Annotated in this window: 15 protein-coding genes and 1 pseudogene; 3 read left to right on the forward strand and 13 right to left on the reverse strand. The window is 41.0% G+C overall.

All coding sequences use genetic code 11. The features are described 5' to 3' along the window. Positions 1–436: 436 nt before the first annotated feature. The 9 genes and pseudogenes from LI074_RS15290 to LI074_RS15325 form a co-directional block, all read right to left on the reverse strand. Entirely contained in the window at positions 437–3412 is a 2976-nt protein-coding gene (locus LI074_RS15290; RefSeq protein WP_173698058.1) for a leucine-rich repeat protein, read from the reverse strand. A 178-nt stretch (positions 3413–3590) separates the two neighbouring features. Next, a complete protein-coding gene (locus LI074_RS15295; protein ID WP_025580554.1) occupies positions 3591–3998 on the reverse strand; it encodes a hypothetical protein in 408 nt (135 codons plus the stop codon). Between the two features lie 175 nt (positions 3999–4173). Next, on the reverse strand, positions 4174–6099 hold the full coding sequence (locus LI074_RS15300) for a protein kinase domain-containing protein (protein ID WP_055150419.1): 1926 nt from the start codon (positions 6097–6099) through the stop codon (positions 4174–4176). Between the two features lie 233 nt (positions 6100–6332). Beyond that, positions 6333–7271, reverse strand: coding sequence for a MetQ/NlpA family ABC transporter substrate-binding protein (locus tag LI074_RS15305; protein WP_055150422.1), 939 nt, complete (start codon positions 7269–7271; stop codon positions 6333–6335). 71 nt (positions 7272–7342) lie between these two features. Further along, positions 7343–8002 (reverse strand): methionine ABC transporter permease, encoded by a 660-nt coding sequence (locus tag LI074_RS15310; protein WP_008707324.1) that lies wholly within the window; start codon positions 8000–8002, stop codon positions 7343–7345. After that, the gene (locus LI074_RS15315) at positions 7989–9044 is read right to left on the reverse strand and encodes a methionine ABC transporter ATP-binding protein (protein WP_008707322.1); all 1056 of its coding nucleotides are present in this window, start codon (positions 9042–9044) and stop codon (positions 7989–7991) included. Before LI074_RS15315 ends, LI074_RS15310 begins: the two co-directional genes overlap by 14 nt. 531 nt (positions 9045–9575) lie before the next feature. Beyond that, a pseudogene (locus tag LI074_RS18230) lies at positions 9576–9785 on the reverse strand (transglutaminase domain-containing protein); the annotation flags it as partial. Positions 9786–9803: 18 nt separating this feature from the next. Further along, complete coding sequence (locus LI074_RS15320) at positions 9804–10076, reverse strand: hypothetical protein (protein ID WP_020994112.1); 273 nt, start codon at positions 10074–10076, stop codon at positions 9804–9806. Further along, positions 10070–10246, reverse strand: a complete 177-nt coding sequence (locus LI074_RS15325; protein WP_008707318.1) for a hypothetical protein — start codon at positions 10244–10246, stop codon at positions 10070–10072. Before LI074_RS15325 ends, LI074_RS15320 begins: the two co-directional genes overlap by 7 nt. 466 nt (positions 10247–10712) lie before the next feature. On the opposite strand from LI074_RS15325, the gene LI074_RS15330 reads away from it, so the two are divergent. Beyond that, on the forward strand, positions 10713–11420 hold the full coding sequence (locus LI074_RS15330) for a hypothetical protein (RefSeq protein WP_173698059.1): 708 nt from the start codon (positions 10713–10715) through the stop codon (positions 11418–11420). Between the two features lie 205 nt (positions 11421–11625). Here the strand turns inward: LI074_RS15330 and LI074_RS15335 are convergent, their stop codons facing one another. Beyond that, positions 11626–12144: a sigma-70 family RNA polymerase sigma factor gene (locus LI074_RS15335; protein ID WP_128866342.1), complete on the reverse strand. Its 519-nt coding sequence runs from the start codon at positions 12142–12144 to the stop codon at positions 11626–11628. A gap of 252 nt (positions 12145–12396) precedes the next feature. Continuing rightward, a complete protein-coding gene (asnB, locus tag LI074_RS15340) occupies positions 12397–14229 on the reverse strand; it encodes an asparagine synthase (glutamine-hydrolyzing) (protein WP_173698060.1) in 1833 nt (610 codons plus the stop codon). Between the two features lie 505 nt (positions 14230–14734). Here asnB and LI074_RS15345 point away from each other — a divergent pair. Continuing rightward, on the forward strand, positions 14735–16522 hold the full coding sequence (locus LI074_RS15345) for a peptidoglycan-binding protein (RefSeq protein ID WP_055201250.1): 1788 nt from the start codon (positions 14735–14737) through the stop codon (positions 16520–16522). Positions 16523–16607: 85 nt separating this feature from the next. Here the strand turns inward: LI074_RS15345 and LI074_RS15350 are convergent, their stop codons facing one another. Both LI074_RS15350 and LI074_RS15355 read right to left on the reverse strand, forming a co-directional pair. Further along, positions 16608–17249, reverse strand: a complete 642-nt coding sequence (locus LI074_RS15350; RefSeq protein ID WP_055201253.1) for a hypothetical protein — start codon at positions 17247–17249, stop codon at positions 16608–16610. A 207-nt stretch (positions 17250–17456) separates the two neighbouring features. Further along, complete coding sequence (locus LI074_RS15355) at positions 17457–17702, reverse strand: BhlA/UviB family holin-like peptide (RefSeq protein WP_055060269.1); 246 nt, start codon at positions 17700–17702, stop codon at positions 17457–17459. A 261-nt stretch (positions 17703–17963) separates the two neighbouring features. Here LI074_RS15355 and LI074_RS15360 point away from each other — a divergent pair, with 261 nt between their 5' ends. Next, positions 17964–18386: a sigma-70 family RNA polymerase sigma factor gene (locus tag LI074_RS15360; RefSeq protein WP_055201255.1), complete on the forward strand. Its 423-nt coding sequence runs from the start codon at positions 17964–17966 to the stop codon at positions 18384–18386. The last annotated feature ends 46 nt before the right edge of the window (positions 18387–18432 follow it).

The following is an 18432-nucleotide window of genomic DNA, read 5'->3' on the forward strand; positions in this document are numbered from 1 at the left end:
ATGACCCTCTGCTTGTAAGGCAGATGCTCTCCCAGCTGAGCTAAGATTCCATATTGCGCTTGTTTCAGGCGGCTTATTTGTTGTCCGCTCCGTAACTTGCTTTGCTATTATATAATGGATTTTGTCGGATGTCAACACCTTTTTTGAAACTTTTTTAATTTTTTTTATTTTTCTAATTGTTCATACATTTTAAATCCATCTTATCACCTGAATTTTCCAAAGAAATACAGGTAAATGAAACCCGGAAACAGAATTGCTCATGACAACAACTCTGATGTACCGACAAGTTGATTCTTGAAACAATCTTGTCGGTACACTAATTCCGGGCTTCTTCTTCAAGAACTATCTTTTTATGTGTAGCAGAAATTTTTACTGATTCTGCCTCTATATAATTTTAACTGTATGGTTTTAGCTATATAATCTTTGTTTCTATTTCTTATTTTGTAATCTTTACAGAATTTTTCTGTCCTTTGCCCTTGAAAAGCTTCTGGTATGCACTTAATTTTGCTGCCGGAACTTTGATTACTGCCTTAGCAGAAATTCCCTTTAATGCAGATGCTCCTACTGTTTTGAGCACTTTAGAATTAACTGTAATGGAAGTCAGCGCTTTACATCCGTTAAACGCCTGTTTTCCAATTGTGGTTACTTTGGATCCTATCGTGACTTTTTTCAGTTTTGTGCAGCCATTAAATGCTTTATCACCAATTGCTGTTACATTAAATGTATAACCATTAATTTTTACTGTTGCAGGAACAGATGCACTTGTAAGAGTTTTCTCTGCCGGAGCATAAACGCTTACTGTTCCATTCTTGTATGCGGATTTAGTTACCTTGTATTTCAGGTTTCCGGATGTGTATACCTTTCCTTTTGCCGGAATCGCCGCAATTTCGAAATTCTGGATCGCTGTGCCAACATAATTGCCTTTACCTGTAATGATCACAGATGCTGTGGAGCCGGCTTTTGTGTTATTTGCATAGGAAACGGTGTAGTCTGTTCCGGCTTTCAGTTTCTTGCCGTTTAAGGTTACTGTTACTGACGGTTTAAGCGCCTTACCTGCATAAAGTTGAGTCTTGATTGTAGAAATTTGTGCAGATGCGATGCTGTTCAGAGATTGACCTGAGAACTCATAGTATGCAGGAATCTCAACAGCTTTTATTTTCTCTTCATTTGTCCACCAGTCTACATAAAATAAACGATGTTTATTTCCATCAATTCCGGCTGTTAAACCTTCGAATTCATCCAGATGAATGTATCGAGGAAGTACTACTCCATATTTTTTCTCACCATTTACATCAAATCTAAACTGCGCCAGAAGTCTGTTTGTAGAATATTCTTCATCCAGACTAGCATTGACCGTAACAAGATTTATTTCTTCATTCTTGTATATTTTTGTAAAGTAAAACCAGTCATTATCCTCTGTCTCATCCCATGCATACCTATATGTTGGATCAAAACAGTCTTTCGATACAGGAACGCCTGCTGCCTGCGCTTCTTTTGTATCAAACTGTCGAACGATCAGATTTCTTGAATATGTCTCACCTTCCGTTTCATATGTACCAAGTTTCAATGCTCCACCTATATACAGCTGCGCTGTCTGTTTTCCGTTTGTTCCAAGATAAATCTGCGGAATTGCTGTCTGAGAGTATTCTGCACTGTCAATTTCACCAAATTTCAGATAAGCTCCCGGCTGTCCATAAATGGTTATTTCCGGATTAATCACTGCTTTCTCAAAATTCAGATATTCAGATACAACCAGACATACACCCTCTTCTGATGTCAGTTCTTTACAGTTCAGGCTCTTCACTACAGCATCCGCAATCTTAATTTTATCTGCTGTTACATTTGCATTTAATCTGGCATTCATAAGTTCCACTTCTCCAGAGCCTGTAAAGGTTAAAGTATTCGCCTTTACAAGAATCCTGGACAGTGACAGTTTCTTGCCTGCCGGAACATTTACAGAAGAAATTGAAACCGGAACAAAATTATCTGTATCTGTGCTTTCGTCATAATTATTCTGTCCCTCTATCTTCAGTGCTTTCGCAGCACTTGGAACAGTAAGCGTTCCACTGATCTTGGTGTTAGCTTTCATATTCATCAGATAATAACCACTGGCATTGTTCTTCTTCTGATATGCATTTATATATCTTTCCGCCTGTGCTGTCGGTGCGACATTAATCCACACACATCCTCCATCAGGGAATTCTGCCCTTCCGCATGCCTCGAAAATCTCCTTTGCTGACATTCCTTCACAATCCCGGAATTCCTGAAGATCAACCGCATTATCTTTATCCGGATTCCAGATTTTTCCATTCATATCCTGAGTCGTACCATCTTCTGAATAGACCCAAATTCTGGAAAGCATTTCCACAATATCTTCGTCAGACATATCATATTTCACTGCCTGTGTACCAGCCGGAACAGGAATATCTTCCCATTCACCTTTCTCATCTGATGTCTTATATATAATTCCAATTCCGTAAGGACTGCTCCACTTCTCTCCATTTTCATTTTCAAACTCGCCAGTACCCCAGTCAAATGTTTTATGGAATACCGGAGCAGTCTTACTGTTTACAATGTGTATAAAAAAAGCATTTTCATCCTGTGGATTGTTTTTGATATTATCCGTTTCATTGTAAATATTAAAAAATTCACTGGAACCAAATACCTGCAGATCATGGCTGTTATTTCTCAGATATATATTTTCTACTCCGGAAATACCACCTATCGCATTATTCTGCCCACAAAAGATCACTTTATCATCGGAACCTGTTCCTTTTAATACGCTTCTCATATCCTGACAGAAGAAAGTTGTCGTTCCTTTTCCTTCTTTGATTTCAATCGTCTCTGGCGGATCTATCATACCCCAGAATACGATGTTTCCGTTCGGTGTAATACTTCTGGCTCTTGCATTCTCCACCAGTACTATCATCCCTTCAGGAGCCACAAAGTCTGCTGCATCTTCCAGATCCTGGACGCTTACAAAACAGTATCCTGTATTTTCTCCTTCGATACTGTTTAACGCATTTGAAAAAGTAGTGTCTTCTACTGTTTTCATGTCCACTTCCGGACGTTCTTCATTCTGCAGGGCATTATTGTACTGTTCCTCTGTTATATATGCCACTTCAAAAGATCCTTTTACCTGTTTAGCACCTGCTGCGTCTGTCGATGCCTCTGATTCTTCTGATGTAAATCCGTCCACTTCCGGCGCTTCGTCCGTATCAAAATCTGATACTTCTTCCCCGGATGTCCAGATTTCTGCCGTATCCTCTGCTTCGGCTTCTTCCTCCGTGCCCTGCATCTCTACAGTTTCTTCCCCCGAAGAAAATTCTGTGCCCATAACAGCTGCGCTTTCTGCCATAGGTGTTATGCACATAAGTGCTGCCAACAATAATGCGACTTGTTTTTTCTTCATACGTAAAACCCTCCTTTTTCTGGATTTGAGTGTATTAAAAAAAGCACCCTGCAAGATGTAATCGCAGCTTGCACAATTTGCGAGAATGATTTTTTTAGTACCTCTGTAATTTTATACACTGCCATCTTCATTTTTGACAGCGTTCAGAATCCCTTCAGGGATATCTTTCAAAAATATTTTACAGTAAAATCTCTTCCCCTATTTCATCCAGGAAGCTGTTCATCTCTTCTAGTGTCATCTTCTCTTCCAGTCCATAAATAATTGCTGCATCGTAACGTACGCGCGGATAAAGTCTCGGCTTCTGACCGATATCCAGAAGCCTTTGTGTATCCGACAGATCAAGAGAAAGGAGAAACGCACACTGCAGTAGTATTTTCCTTGTGGGGATTCGCTGACCGCCAAACAGTTTTCGTGCATAGGATTCTTCCAGATTCAGCTTTCGCACAATATCTTTCTTTTTCATTCCACGCTCTTCGATTATATGCTCAAGATAAAGCCCTACCTCTACCTTGTTTCCTCGTTCCCTTGCAAAATATGCGGCGCCTTCCTCTTTTATCATTCCCATGATTTCTTCTGTTTCTTTCATTTCTTCTCACACCTCTTTCCTGTTCATATCTCCCTTCTGCCAAAACCCGAGGTTATATTTTTTGATCTTTACCACTGTCCGTTATCTGATGACTGATCCATAATTAAAAAGCAGATATGATACTGTTAAGTGTACCATATCTGCCCATTTTAGAGCGGGACAATTTTGTCCCTTTTTATGTATAAATTTCAAAATCAGGGGAAGAATCTATCTTCATGATTTCTTCTTTTTGTTCCTCTGTACAGTGTACCTCCGTCAGTCCCGAATGTCCAAACAGCGGTTCAAAATTTTTAATATCTGCATTGGAAATATCTATTACCTGCAGATTCTTTGCTCCTGTGACAGGAGACAGATCTTTCACCAGACTGAAACTTACTGACAGGAAATTTAATGAAGGAAACTGTTCGATTCCTTCCAACGAAGAAATCTGTGTTGTGAATGCAAGTGTCTCCAGCTGTGTCATCCCTTTCAATGGTTTCAGATTCTCCAGTATGGTACTATCCCCCCACATGAACAGCGCCTTTAAGGTACTCATCTGCGAAAGAGTTTCGGCAGCCGCCTCATTTACATCACACATGCACAGAGTATCCAGTTTCTTCATCTCTGTCAATGGCTCAAATATATTGTTTTCTACTTCCATATTACTCATATCCAGGTAATCCAGGCTCAGATTTTTCAGAAAGTCTATATCTGTCAGATTCATCCCCTGTATATTTAATCTTAAAATGCCTGTGCATTCTCCAATCACTGACAGATTCTCTGCCGGATTCTCCATAATACAGAGGGTATCCAGATCTATCAGATTCAAAAGCACAGAGAAATCTGTGATCATATTCTTGCTCAGATAAAGTTTTTTCAAAGGCAGCTCTTTTAACCCGGAAATATCTTCGATTTTCTGGTTACACAGCGCAAGTTCCTCCAGATTTACCATTTGTGCCAGATCCGAAAGATCTGTAATATTTCCGCGCACAGATCCGAAGCTGCTGTCCTTTCCATCCACATGGCGGCCTTCACCCCAGAATGTGTCCTCATCATCAAGAATTTCTTTTCCGACAATGCGGAGTTTCCTTACATTCTCCAGCATAGAGGCAGTTATTTTGTCTGTCTTTGAAAGCCCCAGTTCCTTGCGCACGGCTTCTTCTATCAATTCTTCTCTGAAGATTATCTCTGCCTGTATCTGTTCTTCTGCCGCACTCTGTTCTGCCGTTTCAATCCTTTTGTTTTCAATCACTGTGCCATCCGGGGAAAAAATTGCCAGTATATAACCTGCTGCAATCAGTCCAAAGACTGCGCCTGCTTTTTTATAAACCTTTTTTCTATTGTTCGCCTGACATTTCTCAACTGCTCTCCTTAATTGCGCAGCATCCCCATATCTTTTATCAGGCTCAAAAGAGCAGGCCTTCTCTATGATCTTTTTCATTCTCCGGCTCACTGCACACTCAGAAAGCTGATTCATTTCATAGCTCTCTGAAACCATATACAGCATTGTCTGCCCGATTGCATACACATCTGTACGCTGGTCTGTCTGTGTATAGCCATACTGCTCTGGCGCCGCAGTTCCTCTGGTACCCACCACAAAAGTATCACGCGACCCATCTTTTTTATAACTGCGCATAGTACCGAAATCAATGAATACCACCTCACCACCAGGTGTGACCACTATATTCTCCGGTTTTATATCCCGGTGTATCATAGGCTCATCCGGATTCTGAAACTGCTCTGCTGTCTGGCATATCTTCCTGCTGATCCTGCAGATTTCCGCTTCTGATATGCCACCTTTTTGCAAAACCATCTGAGCCAGAGACATTCCCTCTATATATTCCCTTACCAGATACACTTCGCCATTTTCTTCAAATATCCTGTATGTCTTTGGAATCCCGGACAATTTCCTGTCCGCCATTTTTTCCATGATTTCCATTTCATTGCGCAGAAACTCCGCCTGCCTGTTACGCCCCCATTTAAGCACGCACAGGATTCCGGTAGCTGTCTCTTTCACCAGGAAAGTGGATGAATCTTCGCTTTCCTTCAGACATTCATATACAGTCCAGTGTTCTTGCATGTCTTCTGGCAAATAATCGTTCCATATCTTGTTCTCTTTCATACAATCTCTCCTGCTTTGGTATAACCGATCGCCGACAATCAAAAATGGGTCACATTTTTTCGCGTCACTATGATAATTTTATATCAGTTTCCCAATAAATCGGATTGTCTGTCGCTTTTTATAGAATTACTATAGATTGTATCAGAAAACTTATGGAAATCCTATATGTTTTTGCACAAAAAAAGATTCCCTCTCCAGTTTTACCTGAAAAAGGAATCTCCTGTTATCTTTACTTATTCAGCGTCTTCTGCTGTGTCAGTTGTATCTGCATTTTCTTCTGCCGTGTCATCTGCATTGTCTGCGTCTTTGCTGTCTGCATCATCTGCATCTTCTGTATCTATTTCTTCTGCATCTGAGCTTTCTTCAAAAGGAATTACTGCACCATCATATTTCTCATTGATAAAATCTTTAATCTCATCAGATTTCAGTACATCTACAAGTGCCTGAATCTTTTCGCTGTCTTCATTGCCTTCTTTTACTGCGATTACGTTTACATATGTCTTTGCTGCTTCAGAATCAGATTTCTCATATGCAAGTGCATCTTTTCCAACTGAGAAGCCTGCTTCCAGAGCATAGTTTCCGTTTAATACTACGTAAGCTGTCTCACCTGTAACACGTGCTACCTGTGCTGCTTCCAGCTCTACGATCTCCACATTGTGAGGATTCTCTGCAATATCCTTAACAGTTGCATTTAATCCTGCACCATCTTTCAGAGTGATGATTCCGTTATCCTGGAGAAGAAGAAGTGCTCTTGCTTCGTTTGTGGTATCATTTGGTACTGCGATGGAATCTCCGTCTTTCAGATCATCCAGGCTGTCTTTTGTTCCGGGATAGATTCCGAATGGCTCATAGTGAATACCGCCTGCATTTACAAGGTGTGTGCCCTTCTCCTCATTAAACTGATCCAGATATGGGATATGCTGGAAGTAGTTTGCATCAAACTCTCCACTCTCAACTACCTCGTTTGGTCTTACATAATCATCAAATACAGTAACCTCAAGGTCATATCCTTCTTTCTCAAGAAGTGGTTTTGCCTCCTCAAGTATCTCTGCGTGAGGTGTTGCAGACGCTGCAACTGTGATTGTCTTGTCATCATCCTTTGCGTAAACTCCTGTGCTTAAAGTTCCTGCTACTAATACTCCTGTTAAAACTGCTGCCACTAATTTTTTCATAATAATTGTCCTCCCGAATTTTATATTTTAACTTTTTTCATAACCATTTTATAATCAACGATTTCTTAAAACTACTTTCTTCTGTCAATCTTATTTGCGATCATCATTCCCACTGACTGGAAAATCTGTACCAGTACCACCAGCAGGATAACTGTGACGATCATAATATCTGACTGATATCTGTAATATCCATAGCGGATGGCGATATCACCAAGTCCGCCTCCTCCTACTGCACCGGACATGGCTGAATAACCAAGGATCGTTCCGATCGCAATAGTCGCTCCTGTGATCAGTGAAGTTCTGGCTTCTACCAGAAGAACCTTCACGATGATCCTTATATTGCTGGCACCCATAGCTCTGGCTGCCTCGATCACACCTGCATCTACCTCTTTAATAGACGATTCCACCATTCGTGCGATAAAAGGAATGGCAGCCACTACCAGAGGAACTACCGTTGCTGTTGATCCATAGCTCTTTCCCACCACTGCTCTGGTAAAAGGAATCAGCAGGATCAGTAAGATCAGAAACGGAATACTTCTCACAATATTTGCAATTGCATCCAGTATCTTATACAACACTGCATTTGGTTTCAGTCCCTCTTTATCAGACACTGCCAGCAGCACTCCCATAGGAAGTCCGAACAGGTATCCCAGAACTGTGGAAAGAACTGTCATGTAAAGTGTTTCTCCCACACCCTGGACAATCATCATTATTGTTTCATGATCCCACATATTCTGTCACCTCCCCGATTGCTAAACCTTTTTCTTTCAGATACTGCTTCATCATTTCTGTCCTGGTGCTGCCTTCCATGAACTCCAGTATCATCTCTCCCTTGGCTACACCACCTACATTCTTGGTATCTGCCTTCAGGATATTTACCGGTTCTCCGAAGGTAAGGATCAGATTTGCGATCACAGGCTCAAAAGCTGAATTCTCTGAAAATACAATTCGTATTTTCTCACCGCTTTTGATCTCTGCCTGTCCTTTTTCCCTGCCTGCATCCAGTCTGCTGTCTGCGTCGATATCAGAGCCTGTATCCTTTCGGATCAGTTCTTTGGCAACCTCTGACTGAGGATTTGCAAAAATATCTGCAACCAGTCCCTTCTCAACCACTTCACCCTCATACATGATCGCCACATGTGTACAGATTTCACGCACAACCGACATCTGATGAGTAATGATCACTATGGTGATTCCAAACTGTCTGTTAATCTTTTTCAGCAATTCCAGAATAGAAGAAGTAGTCTGCGGGTCCAGTGCACTGGTAGCCTCATCACAAAGTAAGATCTTCGGATCCGATGCAAGTGCTCTTGCAATGGCAACCCTCTGCTTCTGTCCACCAGAGAGCTGTGCAGGATAAGCATTCTGCCTGTCCCCCAGACCAACGATCTCCAAAAGCTCTGCTGCCCTCTTTCTGGCCTCTGCCTTCTTCTTTCCTTTTATATAAAGAGGAAAACAGACATTATCGATCACTGACTTCTGCATCAGCAGATTGAAATGCTGGAAGATCATACCGATTTCTTCCCTCTGCTTCCTCAATTCCTTCTCTGTCAAATCTCCAAGAGCCTTCCCATCTATCAGAACCTGTCCCTCTGTGGGAATCTCCAGAAAATTCATACATCGTACCAATGTACTCTTACCTGCCCCTGACATACCGATAATCCCATATATATCACCGGAATCGATATTCAGGTTCACATCCTTCAAAGCCTCGACCACGCCATCTTTCGTGTCAAAAGACTTCCGGACCTTCTCAATCACAATCCCAGACATCTCATTCTCCCTCTCTCTTATTCCCCGCTCCGTTGAGCATGAACATACTATACCACTACACTTCCAAATATGCCAATTCATAATATCTAGCACCAGTTATAGTTTAAAACTATATTTTTATCGCTTTACCACATCAAATTCTATATCTCCTGGATTTATTCAGAAAGAAAAACAGCAGGAGAAAGGTCATATTCCTTTCATCCTACTGCTTTGAAAACGTAATATTCATTAAATTCCATCATCCACATCCGGTTCTTTGGGATTTGCACTTTTGCATCCATTACAGGTCATCCTCTGCTATATTCATTTTGACTTGGATAATCCATCTGAGAATAATTTGTCGTTTTGTCCCATGTAACATGAACCTGAGTCAAGCGGATATTCGCAATCCGGATCCAGAATACGCACTTACCATTTTTACTCTTCCAGGTATTTTTTGCGCAGCATTTACAGTTACTGACATTACCATACAAAACAGTATCAAAAAACACCTGTCAAAATCGCTGAGAACTTTTTCTTCCTCTTAGCTCCTTATCTTTTAATTTTTTTCACAGATGAGAACGCACTGTAAACTTTCTTTCCTTTCACTGTCTGATATGCGCGGATTTTATACTGATAAGTAGTATTCTTTTTTAATCCCTTATCTGTAAAAGAAGTGGATCTTGTGTCACTGACTTTTTTCCATGTCTTTCCAGTCAGTTTGTATACTTCATAACCAGATGCACCTTTTGTCTTGGCCCAGGTTACTTTCCAGCTCTGTCAAGCCCCATCATATTTTTCCAGCCCCGGATAGGTTTCCAGGAAATATTCATATCTCTGTACCGGATTACAGGTAAGAATCATTTTTCTGTATTCATATTCCCTCATAGATGCCACACTCTGCATTCGATTACAGACCAGAGCAATTTCTATATTCTCCATAGCCAGCTTTCGAAGAACATCCGCTGATATCCTTACAATTTCACAATCCGTTATCAACTCCACTGTCAGGAAAGAGGTTATCTGCTTGTCCAAATTCATGATCCCTACCAAAGCTTTACCTTCTCGTTCTCTTTCATCAGCAAAGTTTTTGCTTTCAACTTACAGATTTCCGAGTTCTCCGCCAACACCTCCAGCACAGCTTCCGATTTTATTCCTATCACATTATGAAAAAAATCTTTCAGTTTTTCCTCTTCATTTTCCCTTTTTCTTTCATCACTCATACTTTTTCCTTTTTACACTCTCAAAATCACCAGACAAAACCATCTTGCTTAAAGTTACTGTTTATCCTGTTCTTTTGCAAACAAGATTTTCTCTAATTATATCTTATTGTCTGACAAATAGCAATTTCACCGCTTGATTCAAATCAAGTAATCAAAAATATTTTTCCCAAACATACCCTTCACAATTTTTACTGCTACACAAAAATAGCTATAAGACTTCATTTTTGAAATCCTATAGCTTTGCTATTGATAATATTACGTTGTATTTGTAATCATCAATTATTTTCCAGTAACCATTGGAACACGACTAATAAACCGAACAATACTTGTGTCTTTATTCTTTATCATATTCAAAAGTAACCGAAATCCTACTCATTTCTAAAACATATTTCGATAAGTCAAAATTACAATTTTCACACTTTAATTGATATAATATTCAACAACTAAACAAGGAGGCCATTTAACCATGAATAATGTAAAAATTATATGTATCGCAGGCAGTATCGTACTCGGTAGTATATTGCTATCCGGACAAGCTTTTGGCAAAGCCCCCTCAGATCTAATCACCCTTTCCGCCCCTAAGGAGCCTGAGGGGCAACATGTATCTTATGATATAGATGGTTCCGGCTCTTATTATGACAGTGAGTCAGATACAACTTACTATTTTGTCAAGGGGATTGTCACTTCTTATTCTAATCATACAAAAACCTTTTCACTGACTTCCGACGTCGGTGAAACTTATGAGTTACCGGCAGATACGGATATTAATATAACCGACTATCTCAACACAGAAGCACATATATGGTACTCAGAAGACTCTCAAAAAAACTTAAAATTACTTGTGTTCTCTCCTCAAATTTTTTGGGAACATATTAATGAGCTGGAATCAGATGAACAAATTCCGGATGGTGCCACAGAAATTGATGGGACTCTTTCAAAATATATCTCTTTCTGGTTAACAGAAGATAAAATAGATGTTACTCTCTTATTTGTTGAGGACAACGATGGAAACACTCATATATATGCAGAGGATAACACATGCAATAATTGTAATAGTTCTGTTTTTGTCAAAACAATCGGCGACTATATCAAGTTATATGAAGATATGCATTTAAATTCTCAAGTATATGATGATTTTAATGTTGCATATCTTATATCAGAAGCATCATCTTGACTTACCCAAATGTCTGGTTGAGAACCTGATGTTTTTTACATCAAACATATCATATATTTTAAATGCCGCAGCCAATATTTTCAAAGGCTGCGGCATTTTTGACTTAATTTTTCTTTCAAACATGTTGCTTCTTCTTTTGACTGCTGCAAATATGTTTATGTCACAAATTCAAGCAATATTCAGCACTTACTATTTATGTAAAAAATCATTTCAGAAATTGATATATTTTTTTCTTTTCTCTGTTTACATATTGACGGCTAAAGTGTAAGAAAGATGCGATTTCACTATCTGACCACCCTAAAATCAAGTATTTTAAAATATCCCTTTGGTTTGAAGTCATTTTTAAGGTTATATTTTTCAGATCAAATGCTAATTCCACAGATGAATAATCCGCTCTATAGCTTTCTTGTAAATCACCTTCATTATCCATATATGCACATTCGTATTTTTCTTTTTTTAAGTTTCTCTTGCAAAGATGAGCAAATTTATATTTCACTGAATTGGTAATGAATTTCAAGCACTGATAATCGTCTTCACAAGTGGCGATTGTTTTTACTGCTTCTATAATTGCCAAATTCAATTCTTGAGTTGCGTCATCCCAATCTAGAAAGAATATTTTTTTTGCATATGATTTTACTAAAGGTTCCATTATGCAAAGTAAGCTTTGCATGTATTTTGAATCATTTTTTGCCTGTATAACCAAATCTTTATATCCCTGCATCATATACCCTTTTATTTTTTAAAGAGTATCTGGGCATAAAAATGTAAACTTATTTTTTATTTTTTTGTTCAGAATCAAAGGTTTCTTATATCTATAAAAAAAGGAATATTGTATTTAAACAATATTCCCAATTTCCATCCTGCATATAATCCTCACTACAGAAGCTATATATTTTACAGCTGCTTCCCGCCATCATTACCAAAAATACTTTCAAAATCTATTTTTACAATCTTTTTTGGGTTATTCTTATTATTTTTACTCATCAAAATATTCCTGATACCAGAACAAAAACGCCAGCACTGTCCAGATTTTCCGGCTGTTGTCCTTCTTTCCCGCGTGATGCTCCTCCAGAAGCGCCGTCAGCTTTTCCGTGTGGAAATACTGACGGGATATGGGGCTTTGAAACATTTTTTTAACTCTCCCGTACCAGTCGTCGTCCCGCAGCCAGACACGGACAGGCACCGGAAATCCCAGCTTTTTCCGCGCGGCCGTGTCTTCCGGGATGTATTTCCGGGCCACCTTCCTAAACAGATACTTCGTCTTTCCGTGGGCAAATTTTGCCTCCGGCGGAAGTGTCCGGACAGCCTCGAACACATCCCGGTCCAGGAAGGGCACGCGCACCTCCAGCGAATGGGCCATGCTCATGCGGTCGGTTTTCTGCAAAATATCCCCGGCCAGCCAGTATTTCAGGTCGATGTTCTGCATTTTCTCCGGGTCGGAAAGCCCGGCGGCTTCTTCATAAGTCTTTCGCAGAAACTCCTGACAGGACGGCGTGTCGGTCGGATTTTTCAAAAGCTCCCGGCGCTCCTCGTCGGTGAAAATATGGGCGTTCCCGATAAACCGTTCCTCCACCCGTTGGCCGGCCCGGATCAGAAAGCTCTTGCCGCGGCGGTCCGGCAGTTTTTTCGCCTGCCGGGAAACCGCACGCCGGATCTTTTCAGGAATCCAGGCCACTTTCTGAAGAGCCAGAGGCTCCCGGTAGATATTATAACCGCCAAATAGTTCGTCCGCACCCTCCCCGGAGAGCACCACCTTCACATAACGAGACGCCTTGGCAGCCAAAAAATACATGGCGACGGCAGAAGCATCACCGCTGGGCTCGTCGAGGGCGTACATTACCTTTGGAAGCACATCCCAGAACTCCTTTTTCCCGATAGTATGCATGTGATAAGAAAGATGCGCATACCGGGCCACCTCCCTGGCCCTGTTTTCCTCGTTGTAGCCGCTGTTCCCATCCAGAAATCCCACCGTAAACGCCATTTTTGCCCCGGACAACACGGCAATAAAACCCGAATCCACACCGCCGGACAAGAAAGTTCCCACTTCCACATCACTGACCATATGGCGGCGGACGGATTTTTTAAGCACGCTCTCCAGTTTTTTCTCCATATCCGCCAGCGAACACCCCGCCTCGGGCTGTAGCTTCGGCTGAAAATATCTGCAGATTTCATACTTTCCCTGGCGGTAAAACAGCATACAGCCCGGCGGAAGGCGGTAGATTCCCTCAAAAAAAGTTTCCTCCAGCGCGGAATACTGAAAAGAAAGATACTGCTCCAGCGCCCGTTCATTCAACTTTTTCGGGACGCCCGGGAACTGCAGGATGCTCTTAATCTCCGACGCAAACACGAAATTTCCATCCACCACTGTGTAAAACAACGGCTTGATTCCGAAAAAATCCCTCGCCAGCATCAGTTCTTCTTTTTTCTCATTCCAGACGGCGAAGGCAAACATTCCACGAAGCTGCTCCACAAACGCCGGACCATAAGCCTCAAGACCATTCACCAGCGTCTCCGTGTCCGAGCGGGTGACAAAAAGAATCTTCTTTTCCCGTTCCATCTGCTCCCGCAGTTCCTGGTAATTATAGATTTCTCCGTTAAACACCACTGTCAGGTTCTGACTGCTGCTTTTCATAGGCTGCAGGCCGCCTTCCAGGTCGATGATACTCAGGCGGCGAAATCCAAGGGCCACGATGTCATTTACAAAACTGCCCTGCGCATCTGGACCTCGATGTACCAGCTTTTCCTTCATTTTTTCCACAATCTCTCTTTTGTTCTTTTTCTTTCCGAAAAATCCACAAATTCCGCACATGCTTTTCTCCATCTCGTATAATAAGTTTGTAAGCAAGAGAAATCTCTTACAGACTTATTTCTTTTTATGGTATAGAGGTAAGGACATCTAAGAGGTATTCCCCTCATCCCATTCCCATCTATACAGTCAATAGTTACATTGACATATCGTTTATCCTTGTTGTCAACCTTTACTTCTTTATTTTACCTCATATAACACCCCATAATATATTTCTGGCACTAACAACACCTAAAAGTCTTCCAACAGTAACAACTGTCTCATTTTCATTCTCAAAAGTCATTGCGCAGTAGCATACGGTACAGCCCAAGGGCTTTTTTCGTTTTCAGCCATCAAATTTGCTCTTCATCACTTGCCGAACATGAATCCTGCTTTTGCACTTCTGCTCATTGGATTTCACGGCACTTTTTTGTCAAAAATCTTGATTAGCGGTTTACATTTTGAGACTATTTTTCTCCTTATAAAATGAATTTGCAAATTCCAAAATTTCAAAAGGAGAAAAAACACAATGACAGATCATGAAAAACTTGTAATGCGAAATATTATTTATGCAGTGGAAACTGGCGGACAAGTATATGGACAAAAGGACTATGCTGATTTTACGGAAGCATATACCAACAGTTCTGCGGAACATGCGATCACAATCGGTGCCGGACAGTGGTATGGCAATGAGGCTCGTACACTTCTTCTTAAGATTAAAACTACTGATGCCGCAACTTTCAGCAAGTATGATACGGCCGGTGTCGCGGCGGATCTTAATAAAACAGACTGGTCAAACTATCAGCTCTCAAAAACCTCGGCAAAAGCGAAGGCAATTGTACATATTATCAATTCAACAGTTGGTCATCGCTGCCAGGATCAGCTTATGGATGGACAGATGGAAACTTATGTGAAGGAAGCAGCTTCTCTGGGCGTTACAGCAATGGATGCCAAAATGATGTGTGCAAATTTTCGCCATCAGGGTGGACTTTCTGCGGTGAAAAGGATTCTTGCCAAGACTACAAAGCCTTACACACTGGATCATCTTTATACTGCCTGCCAGACAGATACCGGAAATCAGGTCGGAGCATATAAGAGCCGACAGAAAATGGTATATAATGCATTAAAGACCTATATCACTAATTATAAGGTGACAGCATCCGATGCAATTCAGGCAGCGATAAATATTGCAAAAGCAGAAATCGGTTATCGTGAGAAAGCATCGAATGCAAATCTTGACAGCAAGACCGCAAATGCAGGAACCGCTAATTATACAAAGTATTGGCGGGATGTTGCACCAGAATACCAGGGTCAGGCATGGTGTGCCTGCTTTATAAGCTGGGTATTTATGAAAGCCTTTAACAAGTCGAAGGCTTCGGAATTATTAAAGCATTGGCCGTATATAAGTGTTCCAAACATTTCAACCAAATTTACCAATTATTCTACGCCGAAAGCTGGAGACATCGTAATGTATCATAATGGGTCGGTATTTAATCATACTGGACTTGTTATTGCTGTTAGTGGTAATTCTTATACTACCATTGAAGGCAATACAAATGACGGTTCCGGTGTGGTAGCTGAAGGGATCGGCGTATATCAGAGAAACCGTACATTGAGTGCGTCCTCCGGTACAAGATTCGCCAGGCCGGATTATAGTATTATTAATTCCATTAATAACTCTGGCGAAACAACAACTCCTTCTACCTGGACAACGAAAAGCACTGGGGTATGTACTGGAGATGGCGTTTATGTACGTCAGACGCCAGGCGGAGCCATCATGGGTACGGTATCAAAGGGAACCAGCCTTGAGCTAGATGGAACCACCTCTGGTGTATGGGTTCATGTGAAAGTGTCTGGAATCGGAATCGGTTATATGCATCAGGATTATGTAGGCAAAGGAACTGCTTCCACAGGTTCCTCCGCAGTTAAAACAGCTCAGACTGCATTGAACTCAAAGTTCAAAGCCGGATTGACTGTAGACGGTATCTGGGGATCTGCGAGTCAGAAAGCATATATTAAAGCAATCCAGACTGCACTTAATTCCGTATACGGCACTGGCCTTACAACCGATGGCATCTGGGGAACAAACACATCCAATGCCTGTGCTGCTCATGTGCTTTCAGAAGGGGCCAATAACCTTTATGTCGGAGTTCTGCAGATTGGTCTTTATGCTCATGGTATTACCCTGAATAACGGGATTGATAATGCCTTTGGAGCCGCCACAAAGCAAGGTGTGAAAAAATTCCAGACTTCTAAGAGATTAACTGCGGATGGAATTGCGGGAAGAGATACTTTTGCAAAGCTTGCAGGTGTTTAACGATTTTTGAACATGCGCCTGACGAGCGCACCTGAGAAAAAGGCGCTGCATATGCAGTGCCTTTTCCGAGAAAATGCGAGAAAATCTAATATTCACTGGGAGAGGTATCTTCAAAATCTTCGTTTTCCGATTCACTCACATCAGGTACATATTCGTCGGTCATTTTCTGCGCTTCCTCTAATGTACTGGAAGGTAAATATTCCTCCCCATCACTCGTAAGCATGATTACTATATTAACGTTATTCTGACTATAATACTCCAGGTCAACATTCAGTCCGGATCGTACAGCACTCCCATTAGCTATATTCAGGACGGCGTTTTCTATATTAAAAACCATATTATAATAATTTCCTGATTCGCCCACTTCTACTGTTATCGTATTTTCATCGGAATACAGAATATTACCAGTGATATATTGGATATCATAAGTTTCTTCCTGTGCAGATTCCTGATCTGCGGGATCTCCCTGGCTTTGGTAAATTTCCGCTTCTGCGTTATTTCCAGACTGTTGATTCTGCACACTGTCTCCTGGATTTGCTGCCACAGCTGTGGGCGTTGGCTTCCTGGTAACAGCCGTAGTAAGATTTGGAATAAACTTTACAGCATCCTTACCACTTTCGCTTTCCGTTTGCGCGGATTCGTTGCTTCCTGACAATTCACATCCTGTCAGGGTCACCGTGATACCTGTCAATATCACAAAAAACACTTTCAGAATCTTTTTTCTCATTTTTTATCCTTTCTTTTTTACTTTTTACAATTTTTATTTTACTCTAAATAACTTCCCATTACCTATTTCTGGCACTAATAACACCTAAAAGTCTTCCAACAGAAATAATAGCTGTTTTATCATTCCAAAAAGTCCGTGGCCTATCATACAAGGATACAGGCCACGGACTTTTTTCGTCATTTAAGGACATCAATTCTTTTTTTCATCTCATTCCGAACGTGAATCCTGCTTCGCCAGAAGATGGTTCTTTATTTCATTCAGGTCATTCTGAACGGTATAAAGAATCTGATATTTTTCTGTAAGCTTTTCTATTACAGACTGATAATTATTTTCACGTTCTTCCTGTTTCTTGTCCCTCTGCTCATTCGATTTCACTACGTAGATGAGCAGAAATACCGCCACCACTGCCCATATCCCCTGCGACAGAGCGGCATCGAGCATAGTTGTCTCCATGTCCTGTTTCCTCCTTCCCGCTATATTAAACGTCCTCTTATCTTTTCCCCAGCCGCCGGGTTCCAAATAGATACGTTCAACCTTTAAAGAGTCGCTACAATACCGATTTGTCAACTAACAGCCTTTTTCTGCCGATGTTTCCATTTTTCCTTCATGCACGCCGGATTCTTTTAAAATTAGGTATCACTTAAATTTTTTCTGATTTTAGTTTCTGATTTTCTTCTCTTTTACTACTTCCCCAATTAAAGGAGGTAGTTTAATATGAAGTCATTGCCAGAGCTTATACATGATTATAAATCAGGGGTTCCCGGTACAGATGCCAAAATCCTGCAACGTATGCAGCCACTCATCAAAGGTACTGCAGCCAAAATCCACTGCATGGAAAGAGAGGATTCTCAGCAGGAATTATATCTTTCTCTCCTGCAGGCCATCCCATATCTGAACGAAGACTCTTCAGAAGGAGAATGCGTAAAATACATACAGACAGTTATCCAGAACCGATATAAATCCCTGTGCCGCTGCAATCTTTCGGCTCCCGAGACAGACGATATTGATTCCAGCACAGCCATTCTCACGGCTCCGGACACCTTTGATGACAGCTACTATGATATTGCCGCATTCATTGCTTCCCTGCCCGAGAAAAGCATAAAGCAAGAAATCATGACTCTTTTCTTCGTGAATTAAAAACTTTATCCTCACACGACTGAAGTCGCGTGCTTCCAGACGCTTT

The organism is Blautia sp. MSK18_10 (assembly GCF_020553185.1).
Lineage (GTDB): Bacteria > Bacillota > Clostridia > Lachnospirales > Lachnospiraceae > Blautia_A > Blautia_A wexlerae.